Annotated in this window: 13 protein-coding genes and 2 pseudogenes; 3 read left to right on the top strand and 12 right to left on the bottom strand. The window is 70.4% G+C overall.

The genetic code is table 11. The features are described from left to right. Positions 1–6: 6 nt before the first annotated feature. Positions 7–1,443, top strand: coding sequence for a P-loop ATPase, Sll1717 family (locus CC117_RS07540; RefSeq protein ID WP_071083011.1), 1,437 nt, complete (start codon positions 7–9; stop codon positions 1,441–1,443). A gap of 283 nt (positions 1,444–1,726) precedes the next feature. After that, positions 1,727–2,737: an alpha/beta hydrolase gene (locus tag CC117_RS07545; RefSeq protein WP_071083085.1), complete on the top strand. Its 1,011-nt coding sequence runs from the start codon at positions 1,727–1,729 to the stop codon at positions 2,735–2,737. Positions 2,738–2,807: 70 nt separating this feature from the next. Here CC117_RS07545 and CC117_RS07550 read toward each other — a convergent pair whose 3' ends face one another. Continuing rightward, positions 2,808–3,068, bottom strand: a complete 261-nt coding sequence (locus CC117_RS07550) for a hypothetical protein (RefSeq protein WP_071083012.1) — start codon at positions 3,066–3,068, stop codon at positions 2,808–2,810. A gap of 768 nt (positions 3,069–3,836) precedes the next feature. On the opposite strand from CC117_RS07550, the gene CC117_RS07555 reads away from it, so the two are divergent. Continuing rightward, positions 3,837–4,913 (top strand): aromatic ring-hydroxylating oxygenase subunit alpha, encoded by a 1,077-nt coding sequence (locus tag CC117_RS07555; RefSeq protein ID WP_071083013.1) that lies wholly within the window; start codon positions 3,837–3,839, stop codon positions 4,911–4,913. 179 nt (positions 4,914–5,092) lie between these two features. On the opposite strand, the gene CC117_RS07560 is transcribed toward CC117_RS07555, so the two are convergent. The 11 genes and pseudogenes from CC117_RS07560 to CC117_RS07595 all read right to left on the bottom strand — a co-directional run. After that, positions 5,093–7,312, bottom strand: coding sequence for an NADP-dependent isocitrate dehydrogenase (locus CC117_RS07560; protein ID WP_071083014.1), 2,220 nt, complete (start codon positions 7,310–7,312; stop codon positions 5,093–5,095). Between the two features lie 390 nt (positions 7,313–7,702). After that, positions 7,703–11,236: a proline dehydrogenase family protein gene (locus CC117_RS07565; protein WP_071083015.1), complete on the bottom strand. Its 3,534-nt coding sequence runs from the start codon at positions 11,234–11,236 to the stop codon at positions 7,703–7,705. Positions 11,237–11,409: 173 nt separating this feature from the next. After that, positions 11,410–11,562, bottom strand: a complete 153-nt coding sequence (locus tag CC117_RS37320; protein WP_157905369.1) for a hypothetical protein — start codon at positions 11,560–11,562, stop codon at positions 11,410–11,412. A gap of 332 nt (positions 11,563–11,894) precedes the next feature. After that, positions 11,895–13,256 carry a DUF6351 family protein gene (locus CC117_RS07570; protein ID WP_131803030.1) on the bottom strand — a complete coding sequence of 454 codons (1,362 nt, stop codon included), beginning with the start codon at positions 13,254–13,256 and terminating at the stop codon, positions 11,895–11,897. Positions 13,257–13,535: 279 nt separating this feature from the next. After that, positions 13,536–13,833, bottom strand: a pseudogene (locus tag CC117_RS40400) (transposase); the annotation flags it as partial. A 197-nt stretch (positions 13,834–14,030) separates the two neighbouring features. Further along, positions 14,031–14,267, bottom strand: a complete 237-nt coding sequence (locus tag CC117_RS38765; protein WP_241829914.1) for a HepT-like ribonuclease domain-containing protein — start codon at positions 14,265–14,267, stop codon at positions 14,031–14,033. 20 nt (positions 14,268–14,287) lie between these two features. After that, on the bottom strand, positions 14,288–14,413 hold the full coding sequence (locus CC117_RS39760; RefSeq protein WP_256385360.1) for a ribonuclease HepT family protein: 126 nt from the start codon (positions 14,411–14,413) through the stop codon (positions 14,288–14,290). Between the two features lie 98 nt (positions 14,414–14,511). Next, positions 14,512–14,694, bottom strand: coding sequence for a nucleotidyltransferase family protein (locus CC117_RS38770; protein ID WP_241829915.1), 183 nt, complete (start codon positions 14,692–14,694; stop codon positions 14,512–14,514). A 220-nt stretch (positions 14,695–14,914) separates the two neighbouring features. After that, complete coding sequence (locus CC117_RS07585; RefSeq protein WP_084131700.1) at positions 14,915–15,985, bottom strand: DUF4037 domain-containing protein; 1,071 nt, start codon at positions 15,983–15,985, stop codon at positions 14,915–14,917. A gap of 45 nt (positions 15,986–16,030) precedes the next feature. Beyond that, positions 16,031–16,510 carry an inorganic diphosphatase gene (locus CC117_RS07590; RefSeq protein WP_241829916.1) on the bottom strand — a complete coding sequence of 160 codons (480 nt, stop codon included), beginning with the start codon at positions 16,508–16,510 and terminating at the stop codon, positions 16,031–16,033. Between the two features lie 113 nt (positions 16,511–16,623). Continuing rightward, positions 16,624–16,851, bottom strand: a pseudogene (locus tag CC117_RS07595) (transposase); the annotation flags it as partial. Between the last annotated feature and the right edge of the window lie 164 nt (positions 16,852–17,015).

Raw genomic sequence — 17,015 nt, forward strand, 5'->3', positions numbered from 1 at the left:
GGCAGCGTGGCTGATCTGAGCCGTCTCAACTTCGGTGCGCCGGCAGCCGAACGCGACGTCCGGCGTGGGCTGGACGCCTATTTCATCGAATCCGCCGCGTATCGCAACATGAACGCGGGAACGAAGACGATCCTGGTCGCGAACCGCGGCGCGGGGAAAAGCGCCATTCTCAAGACGATGGCGCACCGCAACCGCGACCGCGGCGAGTCGGTGATCGAGCTCTCCCCGGAGGACTACTCCTACGAGTTTCTCAGCGGGGCCATGATCCGCGAGTCGGAGGGCGCCTGGGCCAAGCTGGGCGCGTACGCGGTGGCCTGGAAGTACCTGCTGCTCGTGCTCATCATGAAGGAGCTGACGAAGCGGCACGGCCGGATCAGGCGTGGCGCCGAGAGCCAGATCTACGCCTATCTGCGCGACAACCACCACGGTGGCAGCGTGACGCCCTTCGATGCGTTCGTGTCCTATCTGCGGCGCATCGAGTCGGTGAAGGTCGGGCGGGTCGAAGGCGGAATCCGGGCGCGGGAGCTGCAGAAACTTTACCGGCTGGAGGAGCTGGACCACCTGGTCGTCCCACTGGCCCGGCTGTGCGCACGCGCCGGGGTGACCGTTCTCGTCGACGAGCTCGACCGGGGGTGGGACGCGAGCGAGGACGCGCAGGCCTTCGTCGCCGGCCTTTTCCAGGCCTGTATGACGCTGAACGACCTCTCCCCGCACCTGCGGGTCTACATGTCACTGCGCCAGGAGCTCTACGACAACATTCCCGCCCTGTACGACGACGCGCAGAAGTTCCGCGACCTCATCGAGGTGGTGCGCTGGGACGAGCCGCAGCTGTGGCGGCTGATCGCCTGCCGCATCCGGCACACCGTTCCCGGGCTGACCACGGCGAGCGACGACCAGTGCTGGGCCGCGGCGTTCCACGCTCCGCGCTGGTCGTTCCGTTTCATCGTCGACCGCTCGCTGCGCCGGCCACGGGAGATCATCCAGTACTGCAGCCATGCGCTCGACCACGCGCAGCAGGTCAACGGCCGCAGCGGGCTGCGGATCTCCCGCCGCGACATCGCGGCCGTGGAGGCCACCTACTCCGGTGAGCGGACCCGTGACATCGCGGCCGAGTACCGGTTCCAGTACCCGGGCCTGTTGAGCGTGTTCGAGGCGTTCCGCGGGCGGCAGGCGACGTGGACCCGGGAGGACCTGGAACTGCTTCTGCTGGACCTCGCCACCGGTTCGGTGCGGATCAGCCGGGAGGCCACCCGGTGGACCTCGGGCCGGGATCCCGACCAGCTGCTCGAGGTGCTGTGGAACGTGGGCTTCCTGCGCGAGTACTGCCCGACGTCCGCGGAGTGGGACGACGGGAACGCCCAGGTGCCGTACAGCTCGACCCGGGGCATGCCGGCGTTCGCCGTGCACCCGATGTTCCGCCAGCACGTCGGCACCCAGGACTGAGCCCGCGCCCCGAACCGACCCGAGGCCGAACCGGACCAAGGACGAGGCCGAGGACGAGGCCGGGCCGGCGTGCCGGCCCGAACCGTGCGCCGCGGCTGTTACGCGCGGCAGCAGGGGTGCCACCGCGCATGTTCCTCCCTCGAGGGGGCCCGGAATGCCGATCCGGCAGATCGGCGGGTTTCACAGCGCCGAGGCCGGGCCGTGGGGCGACCATGGCAGTGGTTGGGAACGCGCCGGGGCGATCTCAGACCGCAGGTGCCCGCCACATGCGCTGGAGGACGCGATGCCCTACCGCTTCGACGCCGAGCTCGCGACGCTGGTCGAGATCACACCGAACGCCGTCCTCGACGACATCACGGCGAGCCGTGCGCGCGCCACCGAACTGATCCTGGCCGCGACCAGGGAGATCGACCTGACCGGCGTCAACATCATGGACACCAGCGTCCCCGGCCCGCCGGACGCCCCGGACGTGGCCGTGCGCATCTACACGCCGCTGATCGGCGCGCGCCCCGCGCCGGCCGTCCTGCACCTGCGCGGCGGCGGTTTCGTCGCCGGCGCGCTCGGCACCGATCATCGGGCGAACATCGAACTCAGCCGGAGCCTCGGCGCCGTCGTCATCGCGGTCGACTACCGGCTGGCCCCCGAGAATCCGTATCCGGCCGCCCTGGAGGACGGCTACGCCGCCCTGCTGTGGATGGTCGGCCGGGCTGACCGGCTCGGCATCGACCCGGCGCGGATCGCCGTGCACGGGGTCCACAACGGGGCGGGCCTGGCCGCCGCGCTGGCCCTGCTCAGCCGCGACCGCGGCGGGCCCGCGCTGTGCTGCCAGTGCCTGGACCGCCCGGAGCTGGACGACCGGCACACCGCCGCCCTGCGGACACCGGAACCGGCTCATGGGGCACGTGGCGGTCACCGCCCGGACGTCGCGGCCCGCTGGGACGCCTACCTCGGCGCGGAGGTCGCCGGAACCGACGAGGTGTCGGTGTACGCCGCGCCGGGCCGGGCCACCGACCTGCGCGGGCTCCCGCCGGCGTATGTGGCGGTGGTGGAGGGCGACCGCCTGCGCGACCAGGGCGTCGCCTACGCGGACGCGCTGCGCGCCGCGGGCGTCCCCGTCCAGCTGGGCCGCCAGTCGGGGGCGATGCCGGGGGCCGCGCCCGGCCGGTGCACCAGTGCACCGGGCGGTCGCCGCCGGCATCGCGCCCCGGTGGCGGCCTCTGGGGCCGCCGGGGTGAGCCGCGAGCGGGACGAGAAGATCACGTTCCTGCGCGCGGCGTTGAACATCCGGTACTGAGACGACAGCCGCTTCGCGGCGGCGCGGGCCCCGTGTGCAGGGGCGGCGCGCTCGGCCGCGGCGGGAGCGCTCAGCCGCGGCCGGTGTGGTGGGAACGGTCGGAGTGACCGGCGTCCGCGTCGGTGCCGCGCTTCTGGCGCGGGATGTCCGGCGTCGACGCCGGGAGCTGCGCGGTGTGCCGGGTGTAGATGGCCTGGATTTCCTGCCGCAGCGTCGGCGAGACGTCTCCGGACTGGAGGATCTCGTTGAACAGGTACCGCTCGCGGCGGACGGCGCGGCGGGCGGCGAGCTTCCGGTACAGACCGGAGCGGTCGGAGAGGTGAAGGTTCACGGCTGCCTCCTGGCGACGTGTCCACAGGACGGCCGAATTTCTGCCGTCACCATCAATAATGACCCAGAAAGGCGCAGCAATCCCGTTCCTGAGCGTGACGTCGGCCGCATTCGCGAGGGCGGGACGCACCAGATGTAAGCCACGTCTATGCCGTGGGACACATTGCTGGAAAGCAGTCCTGCGCGACACCGGGAAATCGTGACGCCGATCACCGAAAAGCGTTTCCGTGACCCGCGTCACGCGTTGTCGCCAATCCCCCCGACAGCAGGGCCGCGACACCCCCGCGGCCGGCGACCGGCATTGCCCACCGCCCGGGCGCCGGCCGGCCCGGGCGCCCGGGCCGGCCGGCGCCCGCCCCCCGCAGTGCACGTGACCAGCGCCACACCGACCGCGGCCCGCTGTCGGCGAGCGGACTGACCCCCGCGGGACGACGGACCGTGCCACAGGTCCCGACACAACGGGACAGTCACCTCTGGCAGACCACCGGGAAGCCCACACCGCCCCCCTTACCACACCTTTGATCACCACTCCCGTCAGACAAGTCCGTGACGCTGTGGAGCGCCCGACCTTCGGTGTCGCCATGGTGACTTAGCCCGGCTAATGCCCGTTGGTGGTAGCCACATACAATTCGGTCTATCTGATCCCATCCCGCCGCCCCGGGCGCGCGRGATGCCGACGCATCGAATTAGGAGGGCTCACATCGACCGCCACGAACTCGTCGATCTCACGCGACGGGCGCTGAAAATAGCTACTGACAAAACCACCGACATGACGCCGGCGGAGGGCGGTGTGCCGGCCACGGCCTATACCGGCCAGGAGCAGTTCGAAAGAGAGCGCGAACTCGTCCGGCGCTCACCCCAGCTGGTCGGCTACAGCTCCGAGCTGCCGACCGCCGGGAGCTACAGCACAAAGACGGTCATGGACGTCCCCGTGCTCCTGACCCGCGGTGAGGACGGGACCGTTCGCGCCTTCCAGAACATCTGCGTCCACCGGCAGGCCCAGGTCGCCTCCGGCTGCGGCACCGCGGAGCGTTTCGTCTGCCCGTGGCATGCCTGGACGTATGACGCGCGCGGCGAGTTCGTCGGCGGTCCTGGCCGGGAGGGCTTCCCGGCGACGCTGAACGGCCGGGCCCGCCTCACCGAGCTGCCCGCCGCCGAGCACTCCGGCTTCCTGTGGGTGGGGCTGGACCCGCAGGCCGGCCCGCTGGACATCGACACCCACCTGGGGCCGCTCGGCCCGGAGCTCGCCTCCTGGGGCATCGGGAACTGGGCGCCGGTCGGCGAGAAGGTCCTGGACGCACCGGTCAACTGGAAGCTCGCCCTCGACACCTTCGCCGAGAGCTATCACTTCGCCACGGTGCACAAGGACACCTTCGCCCAGATCACGAAGAGCAACTGTGCGCTGTTCGACTCCTACGGACCGCACCACCGGTTGATCTTCCCGATGAAGCACATCGGCGACCTCGCGAACCAGCCCGAGGAAGAGTGGGTGCCGCTGAACAACTTCGTACTCATCTACGCGTTGTTCCCGAACATCGTGCTGTCGGTGACCGTCGCGAACGGCGAGATCTTCCGGGTGTATCCGGGTGACCGTCCCGGCCATTCGGTCACCGTGCACCAGAACGCGTCGTCCATGGACTGCAGTGACGAGGCGACCGCCGAGACGGCGCGGACGATCTTCGACTACGCGCACGACGCCGTGCGCGACGAGGACTACGCTCTCGCCGCCCGGGTGCAGGAGAGCATGGCCTCCGGCGCGCGGGCGGACATCGTCTTCGGCCGCAACGAGCCGGGGCTGCACCACCGCCACGAGTCCCTCGCCGACGCGCTGGCCGCCGACCGCTGACCGCCGCCCGCAGGGCACTGGCCGCCGCCCGCAGGGCACCCGGCCGCGCAGGTCGCCGGCTACCRGCCGGCGGCCGCGGGACGTCGCGTGATCGTCGGCTGCCGGCTACCGGCCGGCGGCTGCAGGGAAAGGGCCCCCGCTGATCCGGGGCCCTTTCCCTGGATGTCCCGCCCAGACGGTCAGGCCAGGGTCGCGATGGCGTCGTTGAAGGTCTTCGACGGGCGCATCACGGTGGTGGCCTTCACCGGGTCGGGCTGGTAGTAGCCGCCGATGTCGGCGGGCGAGCCCTGCACGGCGAGCAGCTCGTCCACGATGGTCTTCTCCTGCGAGCTCAGCGTCTCCGCCAGCGCGCTGAAGGCCTGCGCGAGCGCCGGGTCGGCGGTCTGCGCCGCCAGCTCCTGCGCCCAGTACAGCGACAGGTAGAAGTGGCTGCCCCGGTTGTCGATCCCGCCGACGCGGCGGGTCGGCGACTTGTCCTCGTTGAGGAAGGTCGCGGTCGCCCGGTCGAGGGTGTCGGCCAGGATCTGCGCGCGGGCGTTGCCGGTGGTCTGCGCGAGGTGCTCGAAGCTGACGGCCAGCGCCAGGAACTCGCCGAGGCTGTCCCAGCGCAGGTAGTTCTCCTTGACCAGCTGCTGGACGTGCTTGGGCGCGGAGCCGCCGGCGCCGGTCTCGAACAGGCCACCGCCGTTCATCAGCGGCACGACCGAGAGCATCTTGGCACTGGTGCCCAGCTCCAGGATCGGGAACAGGTCGGTCAGGTAGTCACGCAGCACGTTGCCGGTGACCGAGATGGTGTCCTCGCCGCGGCGGATGCGCTCCAGCGAGAAGGTGATCGCGTCCACCGGCGCCTTGATCTCGATGGTCAGGCCGGCGGTGTCGTGCTCGGGCAGGTAGGCCCGGATCTTCGCGATGAGCTGGGCGTCGTGCGCGCGGGTCTCGTCCAGCCAGAACACCGCCGGGTCACCGGTGGCSCGGGCGCGGGTGACGGCGAGCTTCACCCAGTCGCGGATCGGGGCGTCCTTCGTCTGGCAGGCGCGGAAGATGTCGCCGGCGCTCACCGTCTGCTCCAGCACGGCGGTGCCCGCGGCGTCGACGAGCCGCACGGTGCCGGTGGTCTGGATCTCGAAGGTCTTGTCGTGGCTGCCGTACTCCTCGGCCTTCTGCGCCATCAGGCCGACGTTGGGCACCGAGCCCATGGTGGACGGGTCGTAGGCGCCGTGCGCGCGGCAGTCGTCGATGACGGCCTGGTAGATCCCGGCGTAGCTGCTGTCCGGCAGGACGGCGAGGGTGTCGCCCTCGGCGCCGTCCGGGCCCCACATATGACCGGAGGTGCGGATCATCGCCGGCATCGACGCGTCGACGATGACGTCGCTGGGCACGTGCAGGTTGGTGATGCCGCGGTCGGAGTCGACCATGGCCAGGGCCGGGCCGCCGGCCAGCTCGGCCTCGAAGGAGGCCTTGATCTCCGGCCCCTCGGGCAGTGCCTCCAGGCCCTTGAAGATGCCACCCAGGCCCTCGTTCGGGGTCAGGCCGGCGGCGGCGAGGACGGCGCCGTGGCGGGCGAACGTCTCGGGGAAGAAGGCGCGTACGACGTGGCCGAAGATGATCGGGTCGGAGACCTTCATCATCGTGGCCTTCAGGTGCACCGAGAACAGCACGCCCTCGGCCTTCGCCCGGGCGACCTGCGCGGTGAGGAACTCGCGCAGCGCGCCCACCCGCATGACGGAGGCGTCGACGACCTCGCCGGCGAGCACCGGCACGGACTCGCGCAGCACGGTGGTGGTGCCGTCGTCACCGGCCAGCTCGATGCGCAGCGTGCCGTCGACGGCGATCACCGCGGACTTCTCGGTGCTGCGGAAGTCGTCGGCGTCCATGGTCGTGACGTTCGTCTTCGAGTCGGCGGACCAGGCGCCCATGCGGTGCGGGTGCGACTGCGCGTAGCCCTTGACCGAGGCGGGGGCGCGGCGGTCGGAGTTGCCCTCGCGCAGCACCGGGTTGACCGCACTGCCCTTGATCCGGTCGTACCGGGCGCGGATCTCCCGCTCCTCGTCGGTCTTCGGGTCGTCCGGGTAGTCCGGCAGGGCGTAGCCCTGCTGCTGCAGCTCCACGACGGCCGCCCGCAGCTGCGGGATCGACGCCGAGATGTTCGGCAGCTTGATGATGTTCGCCTCGGGCGTCTTCGCCAGGTCACCGAGCTCGGCGAGCGCGTCATCGATGCGCTGGGACGGGTCGAGGTGCTCCGGGAAGCTGGCGATGATCCGCCCGGCCAGGGAGATGTCCCGACTCACGACGCCGACCCCGGCCGTCGACGCATACGCCTGCACCACCGGCAGGAACGAGTACGTCGCCAGGGCGGGCGCCTCGTCGGTCTGCGTGTAGATGATCACCGAATCAGTCACCGATACTCCGCTTCGCGTCTACTACTTCGTGTCGTATCAAGGTATGCCCTGCCCGTCCCGTGCCCGGGCGGCGGACATGGACGCGTGTGGCACAGCTCGTCCCCACCCCGCCCCGGCCATCCACTGTCGCCGCCCTCCGGCCCGCCGCGCCACAGTTTGCGCTGCTGGCAGGCCGGCTCACCGCCGGGGCGGGTCCGGGCCCGCCCCCGGCGGGACAGGGCAGCCGTCATGGCACCGCACCCGGCCGGCGGCACACGCGGAAGTTATTAAGCAAGCCTAACTAGTTTCGGCTGACGTCGCGACAAATGCCATGGCGGGCAGGCTTCCCTTCATCCGGGGCAGACCCCGCCCGCGGCGGGATACGCGGATCAGAACGGATCAGAGCAGCCCTCAGAGCAGGCCGTCGACGAGGCCGTCCGGCGTGCCGAAACGGTGCGCCGTCAGGCTGACGGCCTGTTCCCGCAGGAACGGCAGCAGTTCCAGGCGCCCGCTCTCCGTCACCGGGCCGGCGTGGACGACGATCTCCGGCCGGCCGCGGGTCACCGCCGCCACCGCACCGGCGTCCCCACCGACCAGGCGCAGCCGCAGTTCCGCGCGCCGCGCCGCCGCCCGGGCGACCCCCGCGAGCCAGTCCGCGCCGGTCTCCTCCCGCCACGGCACGCCCCGTTCGGTGAACGCCACCCGCAGCGGCTCCGGGAGACGCCCGGCGACCGACACACGCACCGCCGACCCGGCGCGCAGCCCCGCGGCCACCACCCGCACCAGCGCGACGATCCCGCCGGTCTCGGGGAGGCGGACCTCGACCGGCACCGGGAGGTACCGCAGCACGTTGCGCTCCACGGCCAGCCCGCCGACCTCCCGCGCCACGCCGTAGGCATCCGCCCAGGCCACGGCGTCACTGCGCAGCGCCCGTTCCAGCCCCGCCAGCGCGGACGCCGCAACACCACCGGCCGCGGCGGCCTCCTGGGCCGCGGCGGCCTCCTGGGCCCCGGCGGCCTCCCGAGCCCCGGCGACCTCCCGAGCCGCGCCGAGCAGCCGGCGGGCCGCGGCCCCGAGATCGGCGACGGCGGTGCTGGGCCGGCCGGTCCAGTCGCCGAGGGCGTACAGGTAGGTCGGGCCGCCGGCCTTGGTGCCCGGCCCGACCGCCGAGCGCTTCCACCCGCCGAAGGGCTGACGCCCGACGATCGCCCCGGTGATGCCCCGGTTCACGTACAGGTTGCCGGCCTCGACGTGCCGCAGCCAGTAGGCCAGCTCGTCGGCGTCGCGGGAGTGCAGCCCCGCGGTCAGCCCGAAATCCACGTCGTTCTGGATCTCCACGGCCTCGGCGAGATCCGCCGCCGTCATGATCCCCAGCACCGGGCCGAAGTACTCCGTCCGGTGGAACTCCGAGCCGCGGGCCACGCCGTCGCGCACCCCCGGCGACCACAGCCGGCCGTCGGCGTCCAGCCGGCGGGGCCGCACCAGCCAGCGCTCGCCGGGCCCGAGCGTCGTCAGCGCGGCCAGCAGCTTCCCGGACGCCGGCTCGATCAGCGGGCCGACCTGTGACGTCGACTCATGCGCCGGCCCGACGACCAGCGAGCCCACCGCGTCGACGAGCTGGTCACGCAGCCGGCGCGACCGTGCCGCCGAGCCGACCAGGATGAGCAGCGAGGCGGCCGAGCACTTCTGCCCGCCGTGCCCGAAGGCGGAGGCGACGACGTCCCGGACGGCCAGGTCGACATCCGCGCTCGGGGTGACCACGATCGCGTTCTTGCCGCTGGTCTCGGCCAGCAGCGCCAGGTCGGGACGCCACGAGCGGAACAGCTCGGCGGTCTCGAACGCCCCGGTCAGCAGCAGCCGGTCGACCCGCGGGTCGCTGACCAGCGCCTTCCCGAGCTCCCCCTCGTCGACGTCGATGAGCCGCAGGACGTCGCGGGGCACCCCGGCGGCCCACAGCGCCCGTGCCAGCACCGCGCCGCACCGGCGAGCCGGACCCGCCGGCTTGAGGATCACCGACGAACCGGCGGCCAGCGCCGCCAGCGTGGAACCGGCGGGGATCGCCACCGGGAAGTTCCACGGCGGCGTCACCACGGTGAGCCGCACCGGCCTGAACACCGCCCCGTCGACGTCGTCCAGCTCCGCGGCGCGCGCCGCGTAGTAACGGGCGAAGTCGACGGCCTCCGACACCTCCGGATCGGCCTGGTCAACCGTCTTGCCCGCCTCGGCGACCATCACCTCGACCAGTTCACCGCGGCAGCGTTCCAGCTGGTCGGCGGCCCGCAGCAGCACCTGCGCGCGCCCCGCCCCACCGAGCGCCGCCCAACCAGGACCGGCCGCCACCGCACCGGCGAGCACCTCGTCGAGCTCGGCCCGCGTCCGCACGGCGGCCCGCTCGACCAGGTCGGCGCCGAGAGTGGACGTCCCCGCCCGCAGCAGGATGCGCCGCGCCCACGCCCGGTTCGCCGCCAGCGACGGATCGGTGTCCGGCGCGTTCCGGAACCCCACTCCCGGGGTGTCCGCGGCGGACCCCACGGACTGGAGCTGCCGGTTCTGCGTACGGCGCGCAGCCGGCGGTGCGGCCAGCTCCGCCTCGAGCCGGGCCAGGGAGGCGCGGAACCGCCGTTCCTCCCGCGCGAACAGCAGACCGTCGTCGGCCAGGTCGAAGACCGCCGACATGAAGTTCTCCTGGCTGGCCCCCTCCTCCAGCCGCCGGACCAGATAGGCGATGGCGACGTCGAACTCCGCCGGCCGCACGGCCGGGGTGTACAGGAGCAGCCCGCCCACCTCGCGCGCCACCACCCGGGCCTGCGTCTGCGCCATCCCGCGCAGCATCTCGAACCGCAGCCCGTGCCGGACCCCGCGCCGCCCGGCCAGCACCCAGGCGAACGCGAGATCGAACAGGTTGTGCCCGGCGACGCCGACGCGGACCGCGTTCACCCGCTCCGGCCGCAGCGCATGCTCCAGCAGCCGCTTGTAGTTGGCGTCGGTCTCCTCCTTGGAGCCGTACGGCGCCGCCGGCCAGCCGCGCAGCGACGCCTCGACCCGCTCCATCGGCAGGTTCGCACCCTTGACGATGCGGACCGTTATCGGGGCGCCACCAGCCGTGACCCGGGTCGCACTCCACTCCCCCAGCCGGACCAGTGCCCCCAGCGCGTCGGGCAGGTAGGCCTGCAGGACGACCCCGGCCTCCAGCCGGCGCAGCTCCGGCCGATCGAGCAGCGCGGTGAAGACCGCGATCGTCAGGTCCAGATCCCGGTACTCCTCCATGTCCAGGTTGATGAACGTGGACGGACGGGTCGCCGCCGCCCGCGCGTACAGCGGGCACAGCGCCTCCACCACCTGGGTGACCGTCTCCTCGAAAGCCCAGGGAGCATGCGGAGCCGTACTCGCCGACACCTTGATCGACACATGGTCGACGTCCGCCCGCTCGACGAGGGCCATCGTGCCGGCCAGCCGCCGCGCCGCCTCCCGCTCGCCGAGCACCGCCTCGCCCAGCAGGTTCATGTTCAGCCGCACACCCGGCCCCCGTGCCGCCGCGATCGCCGGCCCCAGCCGCCGCTCGGTGGCGTCGACGACCAGATGGCCCACCATGCCCCGCAGCGCCCGCCGCGCCACCGGAATCACCAGCCACGGCGCCGCCGGCCCCGCCACCCCACCGGCACGGACCGCCGTCCGCAGATACCAGGGCAGAAACCCGGGCGTGGACGGCGCCAGCCGGGCCAGGTTCCGCGCCGCGACCCGCCGGTCCTCGGGCCGGATCACCCCGTCGACGAACCCGACCGTGAACGCCAGGCCCCCCGGCTCCCGCAACACCCCCGCCAGCCGCGCGGCGGCGGGATCGACCGACTCGGCCGCGGCCTCGGCGACCCAGCGGCGGACAAGCGCCACCGCCTCGTCCGCCACGGCGGAGAGCTCGGACTCGGTGGTGCTGCGAGCCGCGGTCATCGGGCGCCCCCAGGTCCTTCTCGGCACTGCCATGGACCTGTCCAGTGTGGTCGCCGCCCAACTCCCGGGACCGGCACCGGACCTTACGTCCCGCCTCCTACCCAGCCGGCGCGCCCGCCTCCTGACCTGGACCGCCCGTTTCACCTAAGATCATTTAACGAGGCGAAGGCCTGTCAACATTGTTGACTATCTTCGTGTTCGGCGGTGAGCTCCTGCCCGCGTTCGAGGAGCATCTGCTCCAGTCGACCCACCGTTGTCGGCCGGTGCCGGGTGCGCAGGCTCTGGGCGACGAGGACAGCCGGCATCACGAGCGGGACGGTGCCCACCAGACCCGACACCCTCCGCGAACGGACCCACCCCCGGGCCGTCCGCCGCGCTGGCCACAGGGAGTACCCCGTCAAGAAACCCGGCCAGCGCGGCGTCCGCCACAACACTCCAGCCACGACCAGACTCGCCAACCCCCTGAACCCCAGGTCACAGCTTGATCCAACTAGCGGAAGCGACATTGGGGCCTGGCGGGAGCCTCCGGATCCGGCGCCTACCGGGCTGTCGTACTCATCCGGAGATGATCTCCTGAAGCATCCTCAGGGTCAAAGTTCCAGGCTCAGAAACAGCCCCACATCACCTTGGCAGAGAGGGCCTGGAGCTTCTCTGGCGATTACTTCCCATTCACCTTGTACTTGTCGTTCGCCCAGAATCCGCCTGCGAACTCAGGGTTCCGGTATTCGGTGAAGCGCGGCACGAGATCCGGGTTGATGTGGGTGGCGCGACGGTTCAGGTCGGCGGGCGCCGTGCTCGGYCAGACGCCGGTACGCACGCGCTCGTTCATGATTTCGATGGCCGCCACGGACTCGTTCGCCCGGAATGCRCAGTGGCCGGCACCGTTGACGTGGATCAGCCTTACAAGGTTTCCCTTACCGTGCTTCGTTGCTTCCTGGACATACCCGAAGTTCGCAACCGGCTGCACCAGCGGGTCACCGATCAGGTTGTTCATCAGGAAGGGCCTCTTCGGCTTCGTCGTGTAGTCACCGTGGAGGTTGATCTCCTCGACGGCGGCCGGATCTGCCTCGATCCGGGGGGCGTTGTTGATCGTCCCCAGGTCGGCATCCAGGTTCAGCCCGGCCTGCTGGTAGAACTTGCGCACCGCCGCCTGCTGTTCGGGAAGGGTCTGCTGGTAGAAGATCTTCCTGTAGTCGAATCCGGTGGTCCAGCTGAAGGGTTGCCCACCGACCTGCTGCTCCTGGTTGCGGCGTGTATTCACGTCGAAGGAGTACAGGTTGCGCAGCGTGTCGTACATGTACGCCTGCACCTGGTCGAGGTTGGTGATGTCCGGCGAGGGCAGGGCGGCGCTGGTCCAGGTGTTCATCTGGCCCAGGGTCAGCGCCAGTGCGATGCGCGCCCTGCCTTCGGGGGTGGCCTGCGCCGCATCGATGGCGGCTCGCCAGCTGTTGGCGTCAGCCTGGAAGTTCGTCCCGGGATGCTGAATGATCGGCAGGTTGATGCCGAAGAAGGTCTTCGCCGCGAACAGGGAACTCAGCCTGGGCATGAGGTACGGGATGTATCCAGGCACGGTGCAGTTAGCCACAGCGCCGTCGATCCGGTCGGGATAGCGCTCCAAGGTGTACCCCGCAACCACGCCGCCGCTCGATCCGCCATTGGCGATGACGTACCGCGGCTTGCCGTAGCGTGCCGTGAAGACGTCAATGACCTGGATGAGCTGCGCTGCCGATACCCGCGAATCGCGGCCGCCGAGCTCGTAAGGGATCCGCCGAACACCAGCCGCGGCGTAGCCGCGGTTGTATAGCGTGGTGTAGCTGCTGCCGACTCCACCGGTGACGAAGTCCAGGTCCAGAAGCAGCGTGCCGTTCCACCCGCGGTCCGGCATGGTGATCCGCCAGTCCATGCCGTCGGGGAGCAGTCCGCTGGTCGTGGTGACCGGGACGTCCTCGGCCGCCACCGCCGGCGTCGCGGCGATGTGTCCCGTAACGACAAGGACGAGCGCCAGCGCGGCAGCTAGCACGCCGCTTCGCGCAGAACGCGAGCGTAAGCGTAAAGGGGGGGTCGCCATGGATCGCCTCCGCATATACGAACAACCAGACGAATATACGGAATATAGCCGGCCGACCAAGGTAGGTCAACCTAAGAGCGTTCCTCACGTCGCGTGCGGGAGTTCTTCCAACAGGTGATCACGGCGTCGAGACAGGGAACCCAAGGGTGTTGCAGCCGTTGTGTTCGTAACGCAGAGTTAGATGGCAATAGCCACCGAGCCGGGCGAGGGATCTCTCGGCTTCCAGCGACAGCCCGGCCCGTCGGTCGGAACATGGATTGTCGAGCCCGGTTTGCCGCGATCGATCGGGTTCGGACCAGTCAGGCTGCCCCTTTTCCGCCCCGAGGCTGGCCGCGTCCACGATCACCGACGACCAGTCGACCTACCCGGCCACGGCGTGCAGATCAAAGATCTTCCGATGCATCCGAGGCCAGACACCCGCCCGGGTCCATACCTGGAACCGACGGTGCGCCGTGGGCACCGACACCCCGAACTCGGTCGGTAGATGYCGCCAGGCACACCCCGAGGTCAGCACGTAGACCACCGCCGACCGCCGCAGCCCGGACGCCGACCCGGACCGACCAACATCGTGCTGCGCGGCCGCAACGCCGTCGGCTACACCCGTTGGACATCGTGGTCGCGTCGACGTTCCTGTTCCGCCTCGGAATGTGCTTGTGCTCGGGCCGCGGTCACGCCGAGGAGGGGGTGACGGCCAGTACGTCCGCACCCAGGGCGATGTGCCCGTGGTCAGTGCGGCTGGTCGAGTTGGCTGGCGACGAGCGGGAACTCTGCCTTGAGGAGCATTGTCAGTTGCTCCTGGATCTCGCGCAGCGCGGTCGTGGCGATTCGCCACACGATTGACCAGTCGACCTCGAAGTATGTGTGAACGGCGATGTTGCGGAAGCCTGTGACGGACCGCCACGGCACGTCGGGCCAGCGCGCGCGGATCTCGGACGAGACTCGCCCGGCCGCCTCGCCGATCACCAGGAGCTTCTCAGGAGCTTCTACAGAACGGCGCTCTGAGTCAGGTCGCTCGCCAGGAACGCGGTCTCGTCGACGCCCCGGACGAACGCCGTCGCGGCGACCGCGGTTTCGATCATGTCGACGAGGTAGAGCTCATCACGCCGCATAGAGGACCTTTGCCTCCGCGAGCACTCGGTCGCGGATGACCCATTTCAGCCGAGACCTGGGAACCAGGTCGACGTGACGACCGACGATCTTTTTGAGATCATCTCGGAGATCGACGATCTCGAAGCCAAGCTTCGAGATCGGGCGCCAGCACGTACAGCAGGTCGACGTCCGACTCGTCGGTGTCGTCGCCGCGGGCCACCGAGCCGAAGACGGACAACTCGGCGATGCCGTAGCGCCGGCACACCTCAGCGATCCGGCTGTCACGAAGGTCGACGGCCACATGACCATCATCGCCTCCAGACAGCCACGACCGCACGGCTCAGGCACCGCCTCACCCGCGACGGCCGCCGGCGTCCTGCGTGCCGCGCGCGAACCACCGTCCCGCCGCGACCCGAAGCGTCGCGAAGCAGTCCGACGTACGAGGTGCATCTGGTCATGCGTCCCAGTCGCCAGCGCCGACGAGTTGCTCGATCCACTCCGCGGACAGCTTGCCGCGAGATTCACGCCCGGAGTCCAAGCACGGGGGCATAGTCGCGGCGGCGGCTCGGTCGGGTGAGAATCTCGACGCTGTCGATGGCCTGGTCGATCGCGCCGGGGAGATGGCCGAGCGGGCCCTCGGGGCGGTGTCCGAGCCGGGCGAGGAGGGCTCGCAGCCGCGGATCGTTGATCGCATCAGTCAGCGCACGGGTGAGGCGCTGCGCGCCGAGTACCTGGATGTCTCGGGAATGAAAGCGGCGCGGCGCAGGATCGACAGGCTCGGTCAGACCAAGCCGGTTCGTGGCGGCGGCGAGGTGACTGGCCATGGCGCACAACGCTGCTTCGCGGTCCCGCCACTGCGCCGCGCCGAGCGCGTGGCGCAGGTGCCGACCGACCTGGTCCGCGAGGGTCAACTGCGCGAACGCGGTCATCAGCCACTTGCTGTACGGGGCCCAACGGCGCTCGAGGAGGAAGCCGATCCGGACGAGGTCGCGGGCCACACGGGCGACGAGCATGCGCGAGCCGAGGTCGTCGCCGCGGCCACCGGTGCGGCCGATGAACGGTTCTTCCTGGCTTACCCGCAGCCAGCCGGCTGCCAGGACATACCGCCAGACGTCGTCTGGGTACCAGGCCAGCGCCCGGCGCCGCGCGGTGAGCAGAGCGAGCGGGTCGTGCAGAACCACGCCGCCCGTGAGACTGGCCAGGATCTGCGTCGGGGCCAGCAGCCAGTCCGCCAGGTCCATCCCGCAGGCGGGGTCGACGCCGAGCCGGCCTACGAAGAACGCCTGTGCAGTGGCTACTTCCACCTGGTGGTGTGGCCGGCCATCGTGTCGGTCGCTGTCGGGATAGACAACCGGGAAACCGTCGAACCGCGCTGGCAGCCTCTCCAGGGCGATGTCGATCGGCGTGGTGTCGAGACCTGGCGGGACGAACAGTTGCACGCGGGGGCCGAAATCGTGGTCCGCGGAGACCTCGTCGTCGAAGCCGAGGACCTCGGACCCCTCACCGAGCAACGCGGCAGCGTGGGGCACGTCCGCGACCAGCGGACGAACCGCCCGCTCGTAGAACCGTCGGGAAAGATCGCGACCGGGCACGGCTCTGCGATCCTCCTCAAGGCATCCCGTCATGCACCAGGCGTCTCATCGTCCCCGCTGCTGCCTCGTCTGCGCACCCGGTTTCTCACCAGCCGTCAGGCCGTCCGAGCCAGYGACGGTCTCCAGGTTCCGCCGCACGAGCAGGCCCCCGATCTCCAGGACGTCGTCAAGCAGTCGCTGCACACGCTCGATCTCGCCGGCGGTGCAGTCGATCAAAATCTTGACCTCCACGTCGCGCTTGCCCGGATCCACCGTCACGAGGAATCCCACCACGCCAGCGCCGACGGCACTGCCGCGGAAGACGTCCACGCCGTCACCATCCGCGGCCACGGTGCCCTCCAGGTAGCCGTAGTCAACGGGGTACACGGCCTCCGGCACCCGCGGATGCCTGCTGCCGGCCGGGCGGTCCACCACCAGTCGCGAGGTGGCTGTCAGCTCGTCAAGGTGCCCGAACAGCCGTGCGCGGGACGTGTCAGACACGATCTCCCCCGAACCGAGGACGTCCACGAAGGATGCCACGGACATGAACTGGTCAGGGCCATGTGCCGACTCACGTGAACGGCGACGGTCGCGTCCACGATGGTGGTGTACGGAGAGTGATGGCGCGTGATCCTGGTTGAAGGTTATGCAGTGAGAGCTTCGGGTGTCCCGGCGCGGGTTTCCCACTCCCGCGTCCGATACCCGTTCCGCCGGTTCACCCGCTCGGGAGAAATCTCCCCGTATTCCGCGTTGCGGATCCCATCCACCTCGGCGCCCATCAACGCCTCCGCGAACGCCTTCACCATCGAGCCCAACAGATCCGGACTCGCTGCCATCAGCTCCTTGCCGAACCCCTCGACATCAGCCACAGTCGGACGCACGGCCATCGCGTATCTCCTCCTCGAGTTCTTGGCGGTTCTCGAAAAGGATCACGCGGTGGTCGCTCTACGTCACGGACCACCACTCCGGCGAGTCGCCATACGATCACTATCCGTGCACCATGCGTGGACTCCACTCGAGCACCAGCCGCTCCCCGCCTTCGTCGACACCT

It is taken from the genome of Parafrankia colletiae (assembly GCF_001854655.1).
GTDB lineage: Bacteria > Actinomycetota > Actinomycetes > Frankiales > Frankiaceae > Parafrankia > Parafrankia colletiae.